The organism is Pseudomonas sp. GW821-FHT02A08 (genome assembly GCF_059422045.1).
Genome location: NZ_JBWKWD010000002.1, coordinates 181,682 through 202,735 on the forward strand (window position 1 = coordinate 181,682; position 21,054 = coordinate 202,735).

A 21,054-nucleotide genomic window follows, 5' to 3' on the forward strand; every position below is an offset into this window, starting at 1 on the left:
GAGCGTGGCTTGCCCGCGAAAGTGAGCGAAGCGAATGCCGTTTAAGAAACCTGCACCCGCTGCCTCTCAACCACCCGGCTACGACCGTACAACACGACAATCGCAATGATCGCCACAGCCTGGGCGCTCAACGAATAGGCATCGGCATGGATCCCCAGCCACTCGAAGTCAAAAAACGGCACCGGCCGCGTGCCGAAGATCCCGGCTTCCTGCAGCGCTTTCACGCCATGCCCGGCAAACACCACCGACAAGGCACACAAAAGACCGGCGTTGATGCTGAAGAACAGCGCCAACGGCAGCTTCGCCGAACCGCGCAAAATCACCCAGGCCAGGCCGATCAGCAACACCAGCGCCGTAGCACCACCGGCCAGCACGGCGTTGTGCCCCGCGGGGCCTGCCTGCAACCACAGGGTTTCGTAGAACAGGATCACTTCGAACAGTTCGCGATACACCGAGAAGAACGCCAGGGTCGCAAAGCCGAAACGCCCTCCGCCGCCCACCAGGCTGGACTTGATGTAATCCTGCCAGGCCGCCGCATGGCGACGGTCATGCATCCACACGCCCAACCACAGCACCATGACGCTGGCAAACAACGCCGTCGCGCCTTCCAGCAATTCGCGTTGTGAACCGCTGACATCAATCACATAGGCTGCCAGCGCCCAGGTGCCCAACCCCGCCACAAACGCCAGGCCCCAGCCGACGTTAACGCTGCGTACCGCCGTCTGCTGACCCGTGTTACGCAGGAAAGCCAGGATCGCCGCCAGCACCAGAATCGCTTCCAGGCCTTCGCGCAGCAGAATCAACAGGCCGGAAATGTAACTCAGCGACCAGCTCAAACCCTCGTTGCCCAACAGGCCGGCCGATGCCTTCAACTTGTCCTTGGCCACGTCCAGGCGCTGCTCGACCTCGCTCACCGGCAGACCGTCCTGCAACGACTGACGGTAGGCCATCAGGGATTTTTCCGTGTCTTTACGCACGTTGGCGTCAATGTTATCCAGCGAGCTCTCAACCAGCTCGAAGCCTTCCAGATACGCCGCTACGGATAAGTCATAAGCCTGATCATGCTCACCGGCACGATACGCCGCGATGCTCTTGTCCAGAGTGGCCGCGGTGTAGTCGAGCAGTTGCGCCGGGCCACGCTTGACCTGCGGCGGTTGCGCCCGCTGGGCACGGAAGGTCGCGGCGGCTTGCGGGCCTTCGACGGCCAGCACTTCGGCCGGAGTCTGACGAGCCAGGTCGGCGATGTTGTAGGTCTTTTCAGCCTTGACGGTCGCCGGGTCGACACTGAAGCTGGCGATATAGGTGGCCAGGTCCCAACGCTGACGATCATCCAGTTGATCGGCAAAGGCCGGCATGTCAGTCCCTTCGACGCCCAGACCCAGGGTGCTGTAGATCGCGTAGAGGCTCAGTCGATCCAATCGCGTAGTGTCACGCAGATCGGAGGGCGGCGGCGTCATGTCGACACCTGCCGGGCCGTCGCCGGCCCCTGTATCGCCATGGCAGACCGAGCAATGCAGAGCGTACAGCGGCGCGCCACGTGCCGAGTCCGGTGTAATCACCGGGGCCTGGCTGACTTCATAGGCCACGGCCAGCTTCGCACCCAATTGCCGGGCCTGGCGAGTGACCTCGGCCCCCTCCTGTCGGGCGCCGATGGAATTTCCCAGCGTGGTCAGACTTTGCTCCAGCGCGGCTTTTTCCGGCTTGGCCGGCAGGGCTGCAATCAGGCTCCCCAGCGCCTTGACCGAGTCTTGCTGCGCGCGAAATCCGGCCTGGTCCGTGATGCTGCCCGCCTGCACCGAGTCCGGGTAATCCGCGCCGATGAAATCGAGCAAGTGCAGCGCCTGCGGCGCACCTTCGGCGGGAGTGGCCAGTAGCTGAAAACTGCACGCAGCCAAAAGCGGCAGCAACAGCCAGGCCAGGAAACGGGAGGGGGCAATCATGAATGAATCTCAATTGGAAATACGAAGTTACATATTGTTAACGCCTGACGGGTTTCGCTCAAGCTTTGTTGATACTTCTTCGTAATTGCATTGGTTTCTGGAATTGCCCCACACAAACGAAAAAGGCGACCTCCAGGGTCGCCTTTTTTGTAAATCGCCGTTTACACGGCGGCCCTGCGCAACGTCGCCATGAAAGCCGCCGCCCCGATGAACAGCCCGGCAAAGGTGCGGTTCATGCGCTTTTGCTGTTTTGGTGTGCGCAACAGGCGCAGCACTTTGGACGCCAGACCGGTGTAGCCGGCCATGACGATCAGGTCGACGCAGACCATGGTCACGCCGATCACCAGATACTGAATCAACAGCGGAGCATGGGGGTCGATGAACTGTGGCAGCACCGCCAACATGAACACCAACGCCTTGGGGTTGCTGATGTTCACCAGAAAACCACGGAACACCAGGGCCATCGGCTTGCCGATCTGACGCAGCGCCGCGTCATCGCTCATATCGCTGGGCAGCGCGCGCCATTGCTTGATCGCGAGGTAAACCAGATACGCCACGCCAAACCATTTGATGGCGTAGAACGCCGTGGCCGAAGCCGTGAGAATGGCGCCGACACCGGCACCAACGATGGCGATCTGCAAAGCCAGGCCCAGTTGCAGGCCCAGGGCGTTCCAGTAGCCGCGCCAGAAACCGTATTGCAGGCCGCTGGACATCGACGCAATGGCGCCGGCACCGGGGGACAGGCTGATCACCCAGCAGGCGGCAAAAAACGCCAGCCATGTTTGAAGCTCCATTGCACACCTCGACTCAGACTCGTGACAGACGTCTAAGCTAATGCGGCTTTGGGTGGATGACTACCGATTTTTTGCAGGACATGGCGACGGCCGACCAGCGTTCAGGGCTTGAGGGCCCCTTCGCGAGCAAGCCCGCTCCCACAGTTGATCTTCAGTGACCACAAATCTTGTGAACGACACGGGTCAAATGTGGGAGCGGGCTTGCTCGCGAAAGCGGTACATCAGGTGACCGCCGGTTTACTTTTCAAACCCGCTGGAAGGAAACACATCCGTCCCGCGCCAGCGCCGTACCGAACGCTGGAAGAACAAACTGTTGGGCACCTGCACCATGGCGCTGCCAGTGCCGAGTTCTTCGGCCTCGATCAGCGTGGTGTAAAGGAGATTGATCGCCACCACCCGGCCTTTGACGCCGGGCTTGTCGGTGGTGTCCACCAACTCGACCACGTCACCGATGCGAAACGGGCCAACGGTAAAGATCAGGATCGCGCACAGCAGGTTCGAGAGCACGCTCCATATGGCGAAAAACGCCACCGCCGCGACCGCAACGAAACCGGATAACGCGGTCCAGAGCACCGTGGCCGAGACCCCGAGTCGCTCCAGGACGAAAATCAACGCACTGCCCATGATCAGCCAGCGCAATCCGCCCCGCAGCGGCATCATCAGTTGCGGCGGGAACGGGTAACGCTCACCGAGGCGGCTCAGGCCTTTGGCGACGAAGCGCTGGGTGAAGTAGCCGGCGAGCAGGATCAGCAGGATTTGCACGCCAAGCCAGATCGGCTCGGCCCACACCGCCGGCAGCGGCAGTTTGAAGGCATCCATCAGGACAGTGCCTCCAGCTCCGCCTGCATACTTTCAAGCATTTCCAGGGCTTCCATCCACGCTTCTTCCAGCTCCGCCTCACGCACCTTCAGCCTGGCCTGTTCGGCCAGCAGATCACGCAATTCGTTCTTGCGCGCCGGTTCGTAGATGTCGCTGTCACCGAGGCTGGTATCGACCTTCGCCAGTTTTTCGTGGAGCTTGCCGAGTTCGGCTTCAAGCTTGTCGGCTTCGCGCTTGTGCGGCGCCAGTTGCTGACGCAGCGCAGCAGCGGCCTGTCGCTGGGCTTTCTTGTCGGTCTTGTCCGGGTTGACCGGCGTGTTGTTGACCGGGGCGTTGCGCTGACGATACTCCACCAGCCAACGGGTGTAGTCCTCCAGGTCGCCGTCGAATTCCTCGACCTTGCCATCCGCCACCAGATAGAAATTGTCGGTGGTGCTTTTGAGCAAGTGACGATCGTGAGAGACCACCAATACCGCACCACTGAATTCCTGCAGGGCCATGGTCAGCGCCAGGCGCATTTCCAGGTCCAGGTGGTTGGTCGGTTCGTCGAGCAGCAACAGGTTCGGTCGGTCCCAAGCGATCAAGGCCAGTGCCAGACGCGCCTTTTCGCCACCGGAGAAATTCAGTACCGGCTCGTCGATCCGTGCGCCACGGAAGTCGAAACCGCCGAGGAAATCACGCAATGTCTGCTCGCGTTCGGTCGGCGCCAGGCGCTGCAGGTGCAGCAACGGACTGGCCTTGGAGTCCAGCGAATCGAGTTGATGCTGGGCGAAGTAACCGACCACGGTGTTCTCGCCACGGGTCAAGCGGCCGGCCAGAGGCGAGAGCTCACCGGCAAGGTTCTTGATCAGGGTCGATTTACCGGCGCCGTTCGGGCCGAGCAGACCGATTCGCGCACCCGGGGTCAGTTGCAGCTTGACCTTCTCCAGCACGGCTTTGTCGCCGTAACCCAGGCGGGCATCGGACAGGTCGATCAGCGGGCTGGAAATCTTCTGCGATTCACGGAAAACGAAATCGAACGGCGAGTCGACGTGGGCAGCGGTCAGCTCTTCCATCCGCTCCAGTGCCTTGATCCGGCTCTGGGCCTGACGGGCCTTGGTGGCCTGGGCCTTGAAGCGGGCGATGTAGCTTTCCATGTGCGCACGTTGCACCTGCTGCTTCTCGTACGCCTGCTGTTGCTGGGCCAGGCGTTCGGCACGGGCGCGCTCGAAGGCGCTGTAGCCTCCGCGGTACAGGGTGATCTTGCGCTGATCGACGTGGGCCACGTGATCGACCACGGCATCGAGGAAATCCCGGTCGTGGGAAATCAGCATCAAGGTACCGGGATAACTCTTGAGCCACTCTTCGAGCCAGATGATGGCGTCGAGGTCCAAGTGGTTGGTCGGCTCGTCGAGCAGCAGCAGGTCCGATGGGCACATCAGGGCCTGCGCCAGGTTCAGGCGCATCCGCCAGCCACCGGAGAAATCCCCGACCTGGCGATCCATCTGCTCGTTGGTGAACCCAAGGCCGGCAAGCAACTTGCGCGCCCGGGCGTCGGCGGTGTAACCGTCGGCGCTGTCGAGTTCCGAGTGCAGGCGGGCCTGAGCGGCACCGTCATGGGCCGCTTCGGCTGCGGCCAGATCGCGTTGCACCTGACGCAGGCGCAGGTCGCCATCGAGCACGTAGTCGACCGCCAGGCGTTCGAGGGTGTCGACCTCCTGGCGCATGTGGGCGATACGCCAGTCTGCCGGCAGGAAGCAATCACCCGAGTCCGGGTGCAGTTCGCCCCGAAGCAAGGCGAACAGGCTCGATTTGCCGGCGCCGTTGGCACCGATGAGGCCGGCTTTCTGGCCGGCGTGCAGCGTCAGCTCGGCGTCTTCTAGCAGACGTTGCGGGCCACGCTGTAAAGTCAGGTTCTGAAGTCGAATCATAATGGCGGCGGAGTCTACCAGCTTCGCTCGCAACTGGCGCGAGTAGCACTATGTCCTCTGACCTGTGGAGCTTTTCCCTGACCACTTACGCCCGCCCGGGTGTTGAACAGGCTTGCCTGCAATTGCAGTCGGCGGGAGCCAATGTGTGCCTGTTGCTGTGCGGTGCATGGCTGGGACAACGAGGCGTGACCTGCGATGAGCAGCGCTTGCAGCTACTACGCAGCGTGGCCGTCGCTTGGGACAACGATGTCGTGCGACCGTTACGCGCCTTGCGCACACAGTGGAAAGCCGCGGCCATGCAAGACGCCGAACTGCATACCTTGCGTGAACAAGTGAAGGCACTGGAACTGGAAGCCGAACGGCATCTGTTGTTGCGGCTGGAGAGAGCGGCGCAGAGTTGGCCGCAAAATGCCGAGACCGATCTATCGGCCTGGCTGGAAGGTGCGGCGGCTGAGGCCGCCCACCTGCACCGCGACGCGCTGCATCAGCTGCGCGTCGCGGTAACCGGCACTTAGGAAGCGCTGGCCGGGGTGGTTACAACACTCGAAGTTGCGGCAGGCGTTGGCGCTGGCGCGGCTGTCGAGGTAGTTGCTGCCGGAGCAGGTGCTGCTGGCGCAGCCGGAGCGACTGGCTTGGCAACCGGTGCGGTGGCCGGCTTGGCGGCAACCGGCTTTTTCACTGCAGGTTTGGCTGCTGGTTTTGCAGCGGGTTTTGCAGCAGCCGGTTTGGCGGCAACTGGCTTGGCAGCGGCTGGCTTGGCGGCAACGGCTGGTTTCGCTGCGGCTGGTTTGGCAGCGGGTTTGGCAGCCGCTTTTACAGCAGGTTTTGCCGCTGGCTTGGCTGCTGGTTTAGCTGCAGGTTTTGCAGCGACAGGTTTTGCAGCCGGCTTGGCAGCAGGTTTCGCCGCAGCGGTGCGGGCAGCTGGTTTAGCGGCCGGTTTAGCAGCTGGTTTTGCAGCCGGTTTCGCGGCGGCGGTTTTAGCCACGGCTGGTTTGGCAGCAGCGGCTCTTGCAGCGGCAGGTCGTGCGGCGGCTGGTTTGGCAGCCGTGGTCTTAGCCGCAGGTTTTGCAGCGCTGGCAGCAGCCGGTTTTCTCGCTGCAGGTTTTGCAGCAGGTTTGGCTGCGGCAGTTTTAGCTACCGGTTTGGCAGCAGCAGGCTTGGCCGGTGCTTTTGCAGCAGCCGGTTTGGCAGCGGCTTTCTTCGCAGGTGCCGCAGCAGGCTTGGCCGCACGCAGGGACAACGCCTTGCCGACAGCCTCTTGTACACGACCGACGCCCTGGGCCAGTTTCAGGCTTTCCTGGGCATCGCGCTTGAGTTGCAGAATGTAGCCGCGGGTTTCCGACTGACGATCCTTGAGGGCATCGAGCAGCTCCTCAAGATCGGCCACTGCGCCCTTGGCCTTGGCTTGCGCCTTGGCTTTTCCGGCCGCCGCGGCGTCCTGCAATTTGGTGCGGGACTTGTGCAGTTTTTCTTGCGCTTTTCCGCGCTGCTTTTCCAGTTTGGCGAGCAGTTTTTCAGCATCAGCCAAGGCTTCGGAACAAGCGGTTTCCAGATGCTCGAGCAAGCTGCTCGAGAGTTGTTGGAGCAAGTGCAACGGAGTGTTTACTGGCTTCTTGGTGGCCGACATGGTTTACCTCCTGGCTGAAGTGAGTGCGGCTCATACTAGACCTCTGCTGCAACCGCCGCTAGGGCATGTTGACACTATCGAAAGCGCGGTGTTGCAAAGGATTGAAAAACTTCTGCCTCGGCGTAAAAGCAGTTCACCGTTGCGCGCGTTCTCGCTGGCATAATCGCCCGCATTTCAGGTCGGAGAGTGCTCATGTCACGCTACCTTTTTTTATCGCTGTGCGTGTTTTTTTCGGTGGCCCAAGCCGCCGAAAAAACGCAGGAAAATGATGCCCGCGATCTCGCTTACAGCCTGGGTGCAAGCCTTGGCGAACGCTTGCGCCAGGAGGCTCCCGACCTGCAGCTCCAGGCACTGGTCGAAGGATTGCAACAGGCCTATCAGGGCAAACCACTGGCGCTTGAGGATGAGCAGATCCAGCAGATACTGAACGAGCATGAAGCCCGGATCGCCATGCAGTCAGCCGAGCCGCAAAGCGAAATGGCACTGGAAAAAGAACAGCGTTTTCTCGCCACGGAAAAAGCCAGACCCGGCGTGCGCGAACTGGCTGATGGGGTGTTGCTGACCGAGTTGACGCCAGGCACTGGCGCCAAGGCCGGACCGAATGGCAAGGTGCAGGTGCTGTACATCGGTCGCCTGCCCGACGGCACGGTGTTCGATCAGAACACTCAGCCACAATGGTTCAGTCTCGATAGCGTGATCGCCGGATGGCGCAGCGCGCTGCAAAACATGCCGGTCGGGGCGAAATGGCGACTGGTGATTCCATCGGCTCAGGCCTACGGCGCCGACGGTGCCGGTGACGTGATCGCACCGTTCACACCACTGGTGTTTGAAGTCGAATTGCGCGGTGCCACCGGCTGACGACACCAACGAAAAACGGCGTGCCTTGGCACGCCGTTTCGAGATCTTGCAGAAAGCGCTTCAGGCCTGAACCGAATCGGCTTCCTTGTGGGCCGTGTGCAGCACTTCGATCAGGCAGTCTTCCAGCTCGAAGCGCTCATGCAGCAGGCCACCCAGCTCCTTGAATTTCTCGGCGACACATTTGCCCTCATCGCACAGATCATTGAACGCGAGCAGCTTCTCGGTGATGACGTCGATGCGCGGGTAGATCGTCTCGGCGAGCTCCAGGCCACGCGTGTCGTTGAAGGCCTTGGCCTCCCCCGTCAGTTGCTCGTAGATCTCGAAGTGCCCGGCCGATACATAATCGACCAGCACGCCGCAGAACTCCTGCAAAGGCTTGCGGTTCTCACCCAACGCCTCAGGCTTTGCGCCAAGAGCGTCATAGGCCCCGATCAGTTCGTGTCGTTCCTGCAACCAGCGATCGATCAGCAGGTGCACTCCACCCCAGCGTTCCTGAGCATTCTGACAACTTTCGAGCATGGTGATCTCTCTTCCCTTGTGGGTCAGCTGCTCTATGCCCGCTCGCCTCTTGTAACATCGGTGGGCGGTCAGGCAGAGCGTCATCGAGCAACATAATTCCAATGACACGTGCGGGCCAGATTATGCCCGCACGACACTGGCTTCAAGGTACGCAGGCGATAAAGTTCATACAAGTGTTTAATCGCCGGCAAAGGCCCGGTGCGACGACTCGTCGCTGAGTGGTCGCTGATAGCTGATCCAGACCAGTCGCAACGACTGGTAAACGGCCAGAATCATCATCGCGACGAAGAACAGCAGGCTCCATTCCGTGAGACTCAGATCGAACAGCGTCCAGGAAATTTCCACACAATCGACAGCGCCCTTGAACACTTGCTGCAGGACGGATAGCCACGGAGAACCGGCGAACAGATCCGCCAGATGGGTCGAGCACGCCGCTGCCTGTTCCATCGGAAGGCTTTGCAGCAGAACCTGTCGCCACGCTGTGACAGTGCCGGCCAGGCTGCAACAAAGACTGAGCAGCCAATACAGAACGTTACCGATGCGACCGGGGCCATGGACCGAAGCCATCAGGCAGACACCGGTAAGGAGCGCCAGGCAAAACCGCTGCACAAGACACAAGCCGCAAGGCCGCAGGCCGACTGCATATTCCAGGTAATAGGAAACACCCATCGCCAGGGCACCCGCAATGAAAGCCATGAAAAACAAGGAGCGTGAGCAGGCCAAAGACATGGCTTTTCCGTAAAAGTAGTGACAGACCATTACGGTAGAGGAAAGCGCGACGGCCTTTCAAGGCAAGCGCCCACGGAGACTTCAGCACATGTGTAGGGAAATCCCGACGCGGGCGAGAGGATAAAATGTAGTCCTCTGTAGGACTTTGCCTGCGACGAAATTTTGCGACTGAATTTCAACTGATTTCGCACTGCGGCAAGGGCAATTGCTCCCTCGCCGCGGGTCATCGCTCAGGCGCCGGAATCCGGCGCCAGCGAATGGTTCAAGCGCGGACCGGCACTGGCAGAGGGGCCGCGAGCAAGCGTTCATCCAACAACCCCAGCCCTTCCTGAAACAGCTGGTTGCTGCGCTCGGCATCGCCCATTTGCGCCAGCAAGCGTGCCAGCTCGGCACAGGCTTCCGGATTGCGCTGTATACGCAGGCTGCTTTCCAGATAGTCCCGAGCCTTGCCCCACAAACTGTTTTGCAGGCAGAGACGACCCAGTGTCAGCAGCAGGCCCGGATCGGTCGAATGGTCCTTGAGCCAGCCTTCGGCGGCCTGCAACTGGCGGGCTGGATCATTGCCGCGAACCAGTCCGTAGAGTCGGGCCAGATGACTGTCGTAGTTGCGCTTGAGCGCAGTGCGCAGCACTTCTTCGGCCTCGACCTGAGCCCCCAGTTGCCGCAACTGCTCGGCATACGCGAGCACCAGTTGCGGCTCCTGACGCTGTGCCGAAGTCAGTTGTTGCCAGGCGCGCTCCAGCGATTGCTTGCCCACTGTTCCGTCTTCTTCCCGTTGCGCCGCCAGGGACAGGTTCGCCCCCCACGCCCGACGCTCCAACTCGGCGAGTTCGGCCGCCGGCAGGATTTTGTCCTTGCGCAGCTCCGGCAGCAGGCGAATCACTGCCGACCAGTCACCACGCTGCTGAAGCAGGCGCTGCAATTGACGCAGGGTCTGTGCGTTATGAGGATGGCGTTCACGCATGGCTTGCAGGGTAGCGAGGGCGCCTTCGGTATCACCGCGATCGGTCTGCAACTGGGCGTGGCTCAAGGCGATCGCCAACTCGGCCTGAGGCTGACGCTCCAGGGCGCGCTCCAGCAAGTTGTCGCTTTCTTCGTAATTGCCCAGTTCGTTCGCGGCACGGGCAGCGCCGAGGTAGTAAAGCAGCGGTTGGCGTTCGGCTTCGGCGGCCCGATGCAAGTGCCGTTGCGCGCTGGCCCAGCGACCTTCGGCCAGGTCCAGCTGGCCGTGCTCGATCGCCACCTGCACCCGACGGCTGCGGTTACGTCGTGACCACGGATTGACCACGCCACTGGAAGCCATCACCAGTTCAACCAGCGACTTGATGCCCCAGGTCACCAACCAGAGCACAGCCACCAGCGCCAAGGTTGCCCACAGGCTCGATTCATAGCGGAAGGTCTTGTAGGCAATCAGCACGTAGCCGGAGTGTTCGGCAATCGCCAGCCCCAGCGCAGCGGCAGCGGCGATCACGAGGAACACGATCACATAGAGGCGTCTCATGGCGTGGCCTCCGGCGCGGCGTTCGCGGCAGGCCTGGTCAGTGGCTTGACCGAATCTTCGGCGTTGACGTTGCGCCGTTCCAGATACCCCTGCACCGCGCTCAGAGTGCCGGTCATATCCGGCGTGACGACGGTAACGGGTTGCCCGCTCAACTCGGCGACCTGCTCAAGCATGACTTTGCTTTGAGCATTGTCCGGGTTGAAGTTGCCCTTGAGGATGTCCCGCGCTTCGTCCAGCACCTGGGAGTAAACCGCCGCCTGGCCATTGAGGGCGGCCCACTGTGCCTGCTCCAGCGCCAGGCTCAGGGCCAGGCGTACCTGACTCAGGCTCTGGCCAGCCAGCAATGGACGAACGTTTTTGTCGGCATTGAAATCGATACGGATGTAGCGCGAAATCTGATCCCACCATTGCGCCCAGCGACTGGCACCGTCGCCATCGGCAGTCAGGCCCAGCAACGAATCGCCACGGTCCTTGTACTCCGGCGCCAGCTCGGTGAGGCTGGCCACTTGATCGCGCAGCGCGCCCAGACGCAGGAACAGCCCGGTGCGATCCGGTTGTTCGGTGCTGCGCAAGGCAATCAGGGTCTTGGCCACCTGCTCGCGAGCGGCAAAGGAGCCCGGGTCGTTTTGCTCACGCAGTATCTCATCAGCACCCTGGACCAGTGCCTGGGCACTGCTGATGTCCTGCAAGGCGGACAGTCGCAGACTGGCCAGACGCAGCAGGTGCTCGGCCTCGGCCAGACGCCAGTCCTTGCGACTGGCGCCGAGTACGGTTTCCAGCCGTTGGTTCAACCGCTGCTGATCACCTTGCAGTTGAATCACCAGACGACTGCGTGCTTCCAGTTCATCGGCGGGAGGCAATTGCGCCAGGCGTGCACTCAGGCGCTCTTCATTGAGCTTGAGGCTTTGCGCCTGGTCATTCAGCGCCTGCACCTGGCTCAGTTGCTCCTGATTATTGGCCTGCAGGTGACGCACCTGCCAGACACCCCAACCGCCCACCGCTACACCGGCCGCACCCAACAGCAGCGCGATGATTGCCAGACCATTGCCTCGACGCTGCTCGACAGCAGGTGGCGACGGCGGCGGCTGCATTTCATCAACAGGTGCATCAACAGGTGCATCAACAGGTGCATCAAGCACCGGTCGCGAGTCATCTTTAGGCAAGGCTGTTTCGCTCACGTATCCATCCTTTGCATCAGAAAACGGGTACGGGATGCTCCCGCAACGCCGTCAGCAAGGCCGCGGCACTGGCGCCGCGACAATCCACAACTGTTTTGGCCCCGGCGGCACGCGCCATTTCGGCAACCCTGGGGCTCGGTACAAACAACGGCAACCGCGCCAACTGCGGCCAGGCATCGCCGGCCAATTGGTGCAGGTGCTCAAAGCCTTGTCCACTGCTGACCACCAACCCGTTCAGGCGTTCCGCCTGGATCCGTTGCGGCAGCAGTGTCGGCGGATAAATCGGCAATCCCCGGCGGTACAATTCCAGATACTCGACACTAGCACCAAGCTCACGCAAACGCTCAGCCAGCAACTCGCGCCCGCCCTCCCCGCGCAGGATCAGCACTCGCGCATCCGGTTGTGCGATAGCCTCGCGCAGACGGGAAAGTTCGAGCAAGGCTTCACTGTCATCGCCTTCTGCCGGGAAGCTCACGTCCAGCCCGTGATCCTCGAGGATCTGCGCAGTCGCCGCGCCGACGCTGAACCACTTCACATCGGGCGGCGTTGGCCAATACCGATCGAGCAGCTCGATGCCGATCCGGGCTGCCGGCTTGCTGACCACGATGACGGCGCAGAACTGATCCAGCGCCAGAATCACCTGGCGCATTGTGTCAGTGGCCGCAATGGGCATGATGTCCAAAAGCGGCAGGCTGTTACTGAATATCCCCTGCTCGGCCAAAAGACTGCCAAGCGCCGCCGCTTCATCGGCGGGGCGCGTCAGCAGCAAGCGCCAGCCGATCACTCGTGACCAGCCTCGCCATAGACCGCTTTGAGGATGGCATCGGCACCCTGGCTGAGCAGGTCTTCGGCGACTCGCACACCCAGCGCCTCGGCATCGTCGCGAGGGGCGCGGGCCTGTGCGCTGAGCAGCAGGCCACCGGCCGGATCACCTACCAGCCCGCGCAACCAGACCTGCTCACCTTCCAGCACGGCATAGCAGGCAATCGGTACCTGGCAGCCGCCATTGAGGTGCTTGTTGAGGGCTCGTTCAGCGGTCACGCGGGTGGCGGTGTCCTGGTGATGCAGAGGTGTCAGCAACGCATGGATTTCACTGTCGTCGCTGCGGCATTCGATACCCACCGCGCCCTGGCCACCGGCCGGAAGGCTGTCGTCGACGCTGATGGCCGAGGTGATGCGATCTTCGAATCCCAGGCGGATCAGGCCGGCAGCGGCGAGGATGATGGCGTCGTATTCGCCGGCGTCGAGCTTGGCCAGGCGAGTGTTGACATTGCCCCGCAGGAAGCGGATTTCCAGGTCCGGACGGCGGGTCAGCAATTGAGCCTGACGGCGCAGGCTGGAGGTGCCGACGATGCTGCCCCGGGGCAACTCATCCAGGCTGGTGTAGGTGTTGGAAACGAAGGCATCGCGCGGGTCTTCCCGCTCGCAGATGCAGAACAGGCCGAGGCCTTCGGGGAAGTCCATCGGCACGTCCTTCATGGAGTGCACGGCAATGTCGGCTTCATTTTCCAGCAGCGCGGTTTCGAGCTCCTTGACGAACAGGCCCTTGCCGCCGATTTTCGACAGCGGCGAGTCAAGCAGCTTGTCACCACGACTGACCATGGGGACGAGGGTCACCAGCAGGCCCGGATGAGCCGCTTCAAGACGGGCTTTGACGTATTCGGCCTGCCAAAGGGCAAGAGCGCTTTTGCGGGTGGCGATGCGGATCTGGCGAGAGGACATGGATCAATCCGTACTGAATAGATATGACGGATAATAACAGCTCAGCCAAATCCACTTTGACTTGTATCAGATACTACTCGGCCTCCCTGGCCCCGGATGTCCGGCAATCGGGTGTAAAATTGGCCTGCGAACAGCTGTTTAAAGCTGTTGCATCATTTTGCGTACCCCAGCCACATGACGCCGGCTGACGATCAGCGCATCACCATTGAGGCCTTTGAGGAACAGCTGAAAATGCCCCAGGGGGGTGCGTTGCAATCGCTCGATACGCTCGCGGGCGACCAGTGCATTGCGATGGATACGCACAAAACGGTCACCGAACTCGTCTTCGAGAGCCTTGAGCGGCTCATCGAGCAGCACTTCGCCGCTTTCGTGGCGCAAGGTCACGTATTTGTGGTCGGCAATGAAATACACCACCTGATCCAGCGGAATCAGCTCGATCCCTTTACGGGTTCGGGCGCTGATATGGCTGCGCGGGCCGTTGCCGCTTTCGGCAGCTGGGCGGGTCAGGGCGGCGAGCTGGGCACGATTGGGGCGCTCGGCTCTCTTTAATGCGTCATGTAATTGTTCAGTTCTCACAGGTTTCACCAGATAGCCTACGGCGCTGGCCTGTAAGGCTTCCACGGCAAATTCATCGGGCCCGGCGCAGAACACCACGGCGGGGGGAGTTTCGCGTTCACACAACCGGGCAGCCACTTGCAGGCCATCCAGGCCGGGCATGCGGATATCGAGCAACACGATATCCGGCTTGTGGCTGTCGATCAGTGCCAACGCCTCTTCGCCATTCGTGGCACTAGGCTCCAGGACACTGTACCCCTCGAGTTCGCCAACCATTCGGCTCAGGCGCTCGCGGGCCAAGGGTTCGTCATCAACGATCAGGACATTCATATTGCGCTGGATTCCTGCGTGAGTCTCGCACAAGGATAGCGTAGACAGGTGAAGTGACGTCCGTCACCGCGATCCACGCTAAGACTAGCGCGAGCGTCAAAAAGTGCCGCTGGTCCGGCGGCTAAATTTTCATCTGCCGGGCGATTGGCGGCCCAGGCCCGCGTTGGCGATGCATCGCCACAGGGTTTGCTGATACGCAATATGAACACCCCACTCTTCTTATAGTCAGCGGCTGCACCGAGAAATGCGCTGATCCTACTGTCCAACTGTAGACGGTTGCCGGGACGATATTGCTCAAATGGAAAATATCGTTCGGCAAAAATACGCGGCTCTTGCCCCGGCCCGGGCTTTCTCTCCCCAAAAAAACGTATCGACCAGTGTCAGCGACAGGATTGGCAACCCTGTTATTATCCGCGCCAGCGTTCCACGCCTTCTTACTTCAAGCCGATACGAGCGAATTCATGAGCACTGACAAGACCAATCAGTCCTGGGGCGGCCGCTTCAGTGAACCCGTCGACGCCTTCGTCGCCCGCTTCACCGCCTCCGTCACCTTCGACCAGCGCCTGTATCGCCACGACATCATGGGCTCGATCGCCCACGCCACCATGCTGGCCAAGGTCGGCGTGCTAACCGATGCCGAGCGCGACAGCATCATCGATGGCCTGAACACCATCCAGGGTGAAATCGAGGCCGGTCAGTTCGACTGGCGCATCGACCTCGAAGACGTTCACATGAACATCGAGGCGCGCCTGACTGACCGCATCGGCGTGACCGGTAAAAAACTGCACACCGGCCGCAGCCGTAACGATCAGGTCGCCACCGACATCCGTCTGTGGCTGCGTGACGAAATCGACCTTATCCTGGCCGAAATCACCCGCCTGCAAAAGGGCCTGCTGGAGCAGGCCGAGCGCGAAGCCGCCAGCATCATGCCGGGGTTCACCCACCTGCAGACCGCACAGCCGGTGACGTTCGGGCACCACATGCTGGCCTGGTTCGAAATGCTCAGCCGCGACTACGAACGCCTGGTCGACTGCCGCAAACGCACCAACCGCATGCCACTGGGCAGCGCGGCGCTGGCCGGCACCACCTACCCGATCGATCGCGAATACACCGCCCAACTCCTGGGTTTCGACGCGGTTGGCGGCAATTCGCTGGACAACGTCTCCGATCGTGACTTCGCCATCGAATTCTGCTCGGCGGCCAGTATCGCGATGATGCACCTGTCGCGTTTCTCCGAGGAACTGGTGCTGTGGACCAGCGCGCAGTTCCAGTTCATCGACCTGCCCGACCGTTTCTGCACCGGCAGTTCGATCATGCCGCAAAAGAAAAACCCGGACGTGCCGGAACTCGTGCGCGGCAAGACCGGCCGCGTGTTCGGCGCGCTGATGGGCCTTCTGACCCTGATGAAAGGCCAGCCTTTGGCCTATAACAAGGACAACCAGGAAGACAAGGAACCGCTGTTCGACGCCGCCGACACCCTGCGCGACTCGCTGCGAGCCTTTGCTGACATGGTCCCCGCGATCAAGCCCAAGCACGCAATGATGCGCGAAGCGGCCCTGCGCGGTTTCTCCACCGCCACCGATCTGGCCGACTACCTGGTGCGTCGCGGCCTGCCATTCCGTGATTGCCACGAAATCGTCGGCCATGCCGTGAAGTACGGTGTGGACAGCGGCAAAGACCTGGCGGAAATGAGCCTGGAAGAACTGCGCAAGTTCAGTGATCAGATCGATCAGGACGTGTTCGCCGTGCTGACTCTGGAAGGCTCGGTCAATGCCCGCAACCACATCGGCGGCACCGCGCCGGCGCAGGTGAAGGCTGCTGTAGTGCGCGGTCAGGCACTTCTGGCCAGCCGTTAGTTAAAAGCTTCGCGGGCAAGCCCGCTCCCACAGGATTCGTGTCGTGCCGCAGACTCGCGAACGACACACAACCCTGTGGGAGCGGGCTTGCCCGCGATGACTGACTTCAGAACGCCACAGAACTATTTTTTGGCAGCAATCATCGCCATGAACGCCGGCATCGCGGCTTCCCGGTCCGCCGCCACACGCTGCACGTTCGGATTCCCCCCCAGAAACTCCAGCAGCGCCTTGGCCTTCGGCATCTCGGCCAACAAATCGATGCCAAACAACTTCTTGGCGACCCCACACGCCAGCGGCACGCTGAACAGGAAATACAGATCCGCCACGCTCAAGCTGTCGCCAGCCACGTAAGGGCTGAATTTGCCGTGCCGGCCCAGCGCCGCCATCCCCAGCAACAATTCGGCTTTGGTTTTTTCCTTGATCGCATCCGGCAGGGTCATGCCGAAAAAGGCTTCGGGATAGCAGGCGCGGCCTGGCAATTCGATGTACAGCTCGATTTCCCTGGCCAGTGCCAACACCTGTGCGCGTTCGAACGGATCGCTCGGCAGCAAAGGCGTGCCTTCCTGGCTCTGCTCGATGTACTCGAGGATCACGCTGGTTTCATTGATGAAGCCCTGCTCTACATGCAGCACCGGGACCTTTCCGCGAGGGCTGATGGCCAATGCCTCGGGGCTGGTGCCAGCGTAAAACGGCACTTCTTCGAAGGGCAGACCTTTTTCCAGCAGCGCCAGTTTGACCATGTTGTAGTAGTTACTGACGGAGAATCCATAAAGCTTGATCATCACAAAGCCTCCAGGCCGTGCGGGGTGGGCAGTGCCTGTTTATAGAACGCTGCCGGGTTTCTTGCCAGCAGCATCACGCCGCTGAATGCGGGTAAACTGGCCGCCTTTCCCTGAGGAGCCTGCCATGAGCGAGCCAACCGATATCGACAACGACGAAGAAGAGTTCGCCGAAAGCACCCTGATCCAGGCCATCGAAAACCAGATCGAAAGCGACAACCCGCCAGCGGCCAAAGCGACGTTCAACAAGCTGACGCTGGTGGGTTACGAGCGGGAAGATATCCTCAACCTGATGGCTCATGTTTTGGCGGTAGAAATCGACGCGATCCTCGAAGAAGACCGCGCGTTCAACACCGAATGGTACGAAGCTGCCCTGCGAGCATTGCCCGAGTTGCCGCCGCAAAAGCAGTAAATCCACGCCCTCCCTGTAGGAGCAGCCGGTCGACGCTCGATTGCTCGCGAAAAACCCGAGAGCGCCGCGGGGCGTCAGGTTTCCAGCGTCATCGTTGAAGACCATCGCGAGCAATCGAGCGTCGACCGGCTGCTCCTACAGAGGAAAAAAACCCTGTCACGAGCACTGGACATGCCGCGCAAGTAAGCTCACCTTAGGGGCGCTGTCGTCCAATTCCTAGAAAGTCTGGAGTCCTTATGTCGCTTACCCCTGAGTTGGTTGCCGAACTGGAAGTCCTCGCACTCTTCAACCTGGACAGTTCCCAGGAAGGTCTGAAAATTCATCAGACCGCTGCCCCGAAACACATTGCCGCCGCCAAACGCCTCTTTGAAAAAGAACTGACCGACCAGCCTGACGGCGGTTACCTGACCAGCCTGGGTCGTGACGCCGCGCAAAATGTGCAAGCCGTGCTGACAATTCTTAACGCCGAAGTAACAGCCTGAATTCTGCCGCATCGCCCACGGAGACCCCGATCCAGGGATTTCCGCGGGCACATTCCCTGATTTCCGTTTCCAGCCGTTATAAATCTGACGCCAGAAAAACAAAATCAGCTTAAAAGTCCTCGCTTCAAGGCGCTAAACTGCCCCTCATCCGAAGAGCCCCACGTCCGAGCCCTGCGAGCCGGTTTGAGCTGACATGACGCGCACCCATGAAATCCGCCCCGATCTGGACGAGGGAATCGACCGCAAGGTTCTCAGCCAGCTGCGCGCACGCTTTCTGAAACTCAACGAAGGACGCATGGCTCGCGCCATGGAAGGGTTGTCGACCCGCCAGCAAGGGGTCCTGACCTTGCTGCCGTTGTTTTTCCACGTTAACCATCCGCTGTTGCCCGGCTACGTTTCCGGCAGTACGCCGGCCGGCCTGTCGAATTTCGAACCGGATGCCAATGTCCTTGCTGAAACCCAGCGCCTGACCCGCTCGTTTTCCTATAAGCCGCGCCACGGCAGCAACCCGCCAAGACCGATTCACGGACTGTTCCTGATGGGCAGCCTCGGCACTCTGGCGCAGGCCGACCAGAGCGACATGGATGTGTGGGTCTGCCATGGGCCGGACCTGACCGAAAACGAACTCGCCGAACTGCGCAAGAAATGCCAATTGCTGGAAGCCTGGGCCGCCAGCCAGGGTGCCGAAGCGCATTTTTTCCTGATCGATCCGAGCCGTTTCGTCCGCGGCGAGCGTGATACCCAACTGAGCTCGGAGGATTGCGGCACTACCCAGCACTACCTGTTGCTGGACGAGTTTTACCGCACCGCGATCTGGCTCGCCGGGCGCACACCGATCTGGTGGCTGGTGCCGGTCTACGAAGAATCGAGCTACGACCGCTACACCCATGCCTTGATCTCCAAACGCTTCATCCGTGCCGATGAAACCCTCGACCTCGGCAACCTGGCCTACATCCCACCCGGCGAATTTATCGGCGCCGGGCTCTGGCAGTTGTTCAAGGGCATCGAGTCTCCCTACAAGTCGGTACTCAAGCTGCTGCTGACAGAGGTTTACGCCAGTGAACACCCCAGGGTCCATTGCCTGAGCCTGCGCTTCAAGCAAGCGGTGTTCGCCAACCAACTCGACCTCGACGAACTGGATCCGTACGTCGTGGTGTACCGGCGCATCGAGGAATACCTGATCGCCCGTAACGAACCGGAACGGCTGGAACTGGTGCGTCGCGCGCTGTACCTGAAGGTTAATCGCAAGCTCACCGGCAACAGCCGCACCCAGAGCTGGCAGCGCTCTTTACTCGAACGCCTGGCCCATGAATGGCACTGGGACCAGCGCCAACTGACCCTGCTCGACAGCCGTAGCCAGTGGAAAGTCCGCCAGGTCAGCTCCGAGCGGCGGGCACTGGTCAACGAGCTGAATTACAGCTACCGCTTCCTCACCCAGTTTGCCCGTCACGAACAAACGGTCAGCCGCATCAACAAGCGCGACCTGAGCGTCCTCGGCCGTCGCCTGTACGCCGCTTTCGAGCGCAAGGCCGGCAAAGTCGAATTCATCAACCCCGGTATCGCCCCGGACCTGGCCGAAGACACCCTGACGCTGGTGCACGCACCGAACAAGAAAGAACCGGGGCAAAGCCAGTGGGGCTTGTACAACGGCAGCCTGACGGCACTGGAGTGGGAACATTTCGCGCCGATCAAACGCAGCCGTCACTTGCTCGAACTGCTGACCTGGTGCCACCGCAATGGCGTGATCGACAGCAGTACCCGCCTGGCCTTGCACCCCGGCACCAGCGACTTGAGCGAATTCGAACTGTTCAACCTGCTCGGCAGCCTGCAACAGACCATCGCCCTGCCCTTGCCCACCGTAGCCGAGGAGCCTCTGTTGCGCGCCAGCGTGCCGAGCGAAGTGCTGATTCTGGTGAATGTCGGCATTGATCCGCTCAAGCACCATCGCGAACTGAACATCCTCATGACCACCGAGCGCACCGACTCCCTGAGCTACGCCGGTGTCCGGGAAAATCTGGTGCTGACCCTGGACCAGGTCACGCTCAATAGCTGGAACGAAGTGTTGGTCGGCCGCTACGACGGCCCCCATGCCCTGCTCGACTGCATCCGCGACTACCTCAACAACCTGCCCGCCGGGCCGCAACAGTCGAAGCTGCGGGTGCGTTGCTTCTGTCATAACCGCGCGCAGTTCATCGCCCAACGGGTCGAGGAAATCCTCGATACCGCGCAGAACCTGCTGCTGAGCCGGCTCAACCATCGCTACCTGATCCAGGTCCAGCAGCACTACCACGTACTGGAGTTGGTGCCGGGCCAGGTCCAGCACATCGCACTGGCTACTCTGCCGGCGCTGATCGATTACCTGGGCGAGGAAATGGCGAGCTACAGCCCACTGCACCTCGATCCGAAGGCACTGGAAGACCACGACCTCGCGCTGTTCCTGCCCACGGGTCAGCCGGACTGCATCCAAGTGTTCTACCGGGTCCACGAAGATCAGGCTGATCTGTACGTGCTCGATGAGTTCAACGCCCTGTGGCAGCAACGCCTGCCCTGGCACGATGAGCAAAGCCTGCTGGTACCGCTGCAGCGTTTCCTGCAATCGATCCAGTACCGTCGCGATGCCCTGATACCAATGGACACGGCCCACCGCCTGAACCTCGACACTCTGTATTGCCAGTTGCTGCCGTCAGGCCCTGGCCGGGCGCGCCGCATCGAAGCCCGGCCGGTGCCGCAGACGCCGGTGAACAAGCCGTTCTACGACGTGCAGGCGATCGTCGGCAAAGCCGCGCCGGGTCAGGTGCAGGTGACGTTGTATTGCAATCAACGGGAGTTTTCCGAGCTGGAACATGGCGACCAGTTGTTCCGCGTGGTCGCCCGGGAAATCGTCGGGCAGCGCCGGGAAACCGAACGCTACCGCTGCTACATCACCGACCTCGACCTGTCAGGCCTGCTGGGTGAAAGGCAGAGTTCCACCCATCTGTACCTGCGCTACAAGGCAGACCTGGAGCACGCGTTGAACGAGGCGCTCGATCAGGTCTGAGGGATG

19 protein-coding genes and 1 pseudogene are annotated in these 21,054 nt (G+C 61.2%); 6 read left to right on the forward strand and 14 right to left on the reverse strand.

Annotated elements, in window-relative coordinates:
- Positions 1–41 precede the first annotated feature (41 nt).
- The 4 genes from AC07W4_RS02715 to AC07W4_RS02730 all read right to left on the reverse strand — a co-directional run bounded on the left by AC07W4_RS02715 (position 42) and on the right by AC07W4_RS02730 (position 5,463).
- Positions 42–1,940 carry an FTR1 family protein gene (locus AC07W4_RS02715; RefSeq protein ID WP_495031405.1) on the reverse strand — a complete coding sequence of 633 codons (1,899 nt, stop codon included), beginning with the start codon at positions 1,938–1,940 and terminating at the stop codon, positions 42–44.
- Between the two features lie 161 nt (positions 1,941–2,101).
- Positions 2,102–2,734, reverse strand: a complete 633-nt coding sequence (rhtB, locus tag AC07W4_RS02720; protein WP_008048656.1) for a homoserine/homoserine lactone efflux protein — start codon at positions 2,732–2,734, stop codon at positions 2,102–2,104.
- A gap of 237 nt (positions 2,735–2,971) precedes the next feature.
- Positions 2,972–3,553, reverse strand: a complete 582-nt coding sequence (locus AC07W4_RS02725; RefSeq protein ID WP_008048654.1) for a mechanosensitive ion channel family protein — start codon at positions 3,551–3,553, stop codon at positions 2,972–2,974.
- Entirely contained in the window at positions 3,553–5,463 is a 1,911-nt protein-coding gene (locus AC07W4_RS02730) for an ATP-binding cassette domain-containing protein (protein WP_495031406.1), read from the reverse strand. Before AC07W4_RS02730 ends, AC07W4_RS02725 begins: the two co-directional genes overlap by 1 nt.
- 50 nt (positions 5,464–5,513) lie before the next feature.
- Between AC07W4_RS02730 and AC07W4_RS02735 the strand changes: the two genes are divergently transcribed.
- Positions 5,514–5,978 carry a TIGR02444 family protein gene (locus AC07W4_RS02735; RefSeq protein ID WP_495031407.1) on the forward strand — a complete coding sequence of 155 codons (465 nt, stop codon included), beginning with the start codon at positions 5,514–5,516 and terminating at the stop codon, positions 5,976–5,978.
- Here the strand turns inward: AC07W4_RS02735 and AC07W4_RS02740 are convergent.
- Positions 5,975–7,090 carry an AlgP family protein gene (locus AC07W4_RS02740; protein ID WP_495031408.1) on the reverse strand — a complete coding sequence of 372 codons (1,116 nt, stop codon included), beginning with the start codon at positions 7,088–7,090 and terminating at the stop codon, positions 5,975–5,977. The two genes, AC07W4_RS02735 and AC07W4_RS02740, sit on opposite strands and share 4 nt — an antisense overlap.
- Positions 7,091–7,282: 192 nt before the next feature.
- Here AC07W4_RS02740 and AC07W4_RS02745 point away from each other — a divergent pair, with 192 nt between their 5' ends.
- Positions 7,283–7,948: an FKBP-type peptidyl-prolyl cis-trans isomerase gene (locus tag AC07W4_RS02745; RefSeq protein ID WP_495031409.1), complete on the forward strand. Its 666-nt coding sequence runs from the start codon at positions 7,283–7,285 to the stop codon at positions 7,946–7,948.
- 60 nt (positions 7,949–8,008) lie between these two features.
- Here AC07W4_RS02745 and AC07W4_RS02750 read toward each other — a convergent pair whose 3' ends face one another.
- The 8 genes and pseudogenes from AC07W4_RS02750 to AC07W4_RS02785 all read right to left on the reverse strand — a co-directional run.
- On the reverse strand, positions 8,009–8,467 hold the full coding sequence (locus tag AC07W4_RS02750) for an Rsd/AlgQ family anti-sigma factor (RefSeq protein WP_015097328.1): 459 nt from the start codon (positions 8,465–8,467) through the stop codon (positions 8,009–8,011).
- 177 nt (positions 8,468–8,644) lie between these two features.
- Complete coding sequence (locus AC07W4_RS02755; RefSeq protein WP_495031410.1) at positions 8,645–9,196, reverse strand: disulfide bond formation protein B; 552 nt, start codon at positions 9,194–9,196, stop codon at positions 8,645–8,647.
- 262 nt (positions 9,197–9,458) lie between these two features.
- Complete coding sequence (locus tag AC07W4_RS02760) at positions 9,459–10,697, reverse strand: heme biosynthesis protein HemY (RefSeq protein WP_495031411.1); 1,239 nt, start codon at positions 10,695–10,697, stop codon at positions 9,459–9,461.
- Positions 10,694–11,875 (reverse strand): uroporphyrinogen-III C-methyltransferase, encoded by a 1,182-nt coding sequence (locus AC07W4_RS02765; protein WP_495031412.1) that lies wholly within the window; start codon positions 11,873–11,875, stop codon positions 10,694–10,696. Before AC07W4_RS02765 ends, AC07W4_RS02760 begins: the two co-directional genes overlap by 4 nt.
- 16 nt (positions 11,876–11,891) lie before the next feature.
- On the reverse strand, positions 11,892–12,659 hold the full coding sequence (locus AC07W4_RS02770; RefSeq protein ID WP_008048637.1) for a uroporphyrinogen-III synthase: 768 nt from the start codon (positions 12,657–12,659) through the stop codon (positions 11,892–11,894).
- Positions 12,656–13,597, reverse strand: coding sequence for a hydroxymethylbilane synthase (gene hemC, locus AC07W4_RS02775; protein WP_495031413.1), 942 nt, complete (start codon positions 13,595–13,597; stop codon positions 12,656–12,658). Before hemC ends, AC07W4_RS02770 begins: the two co-directional genes overlap by 4 nt.
- Positions 13,598–13,735: 138 nt before the next feature.
- Positions 13,736–14,482: a LytR/AlgR family response regulator transcription factor gene (locus AC07W4_RS02780; RefSeq protein ID WP_008048635.1), complete on the reverse strand. Its 747-nt coding sequence runs from the start codon at positions 14,480–14,482 to the stop codon at positions 13,736–13,738.
- Positions 14,479–14,601: pseudogene (locus AC07W4_RS02785) on the reverse strand (sensor histidine kinase); the annotation flags it as partial. The gene AC07W4_RS02780 and the pseudogene AC07W4_RS02785, both read right to left, overlap by 4 nt.
- Before the next feature lie 342 nt (positions 14,602–14,943).
- Here AC07W4_RS02785 and argH point away from each other — a divergent pair.
- Positions 14,944–16,338 (forward strand): argininosuccinate lyase, encoded by a 1,395-nt coding sequence (argH, locus tag AC07W4_RS02790; protein ID WP_008048634.1) that lies wholly within the window; start codon positions 14,944–14,946, stop codon positions 16,336–16,338.
- 122 nt (positions 16,339–16,460) lie between these two features.
- Here the strand turns inward: argH and AC07W4_RS02795 are convergent, their stop codons facing one another.
- A complete protein-coding gene (locus AC07W4_RS02795) occupies positions 16,461–17,120 on the reverse strand; it encodes a glutathione S-transferase family protein (RefSeq protein WP_495031414.1) in 660 nt (219 codons plus the stop codon).
- Positions 17,121–17,244: 124 nt separating this feature from the next.
- On the opposite strand from AC07W4_RS02795, the gene AC07W4_RS02800 reads away from it, so the two are divergent.
- The 3 genes from AC07W4_RS02800 to AC07W4_RS02810 all read left to right on the forward strand — a co-directional run bounded on the left by AC07W4_RS02800 (position 17,245) and on the right by AC07W4_RS02810 (position 21,048).
- Complete coding sequence (locus AC07W4_RS02800) at positions 17,245–17,529, forward strand: hypothetical protein (RefSeq protein ID WP_495031415.1); 285 nt, start codon at positions 17,245–17,247, stop codon at positions 17,527–17,529.
- 236 nt (positions 17,530–17,765) lie between these two features.
- Entirely contained in the window at positions 17,766–18,011 is a 246-nt protein-coding gene (locus tag AC07W4_RS02805) for a TIGR02647 family protein (RefSeq protein ID WP_008050850.1), read from the forward strand.
- Between the two features lie 193 nt (positions 18,012–18,204).
- Complete coding sequence (locus tag AC07W4_RS02810) at positions 18,205–21,048, forward strand: class I adenylate cyclase (protein ID WP_495031416.1); 2,844 nt, start codon at positions 18,205–18,207, stop codon at positions 21,046–21,048.
- The last annotated feature ends 6 nt before the right edge of the window (positions 21,049–21,054 follow it).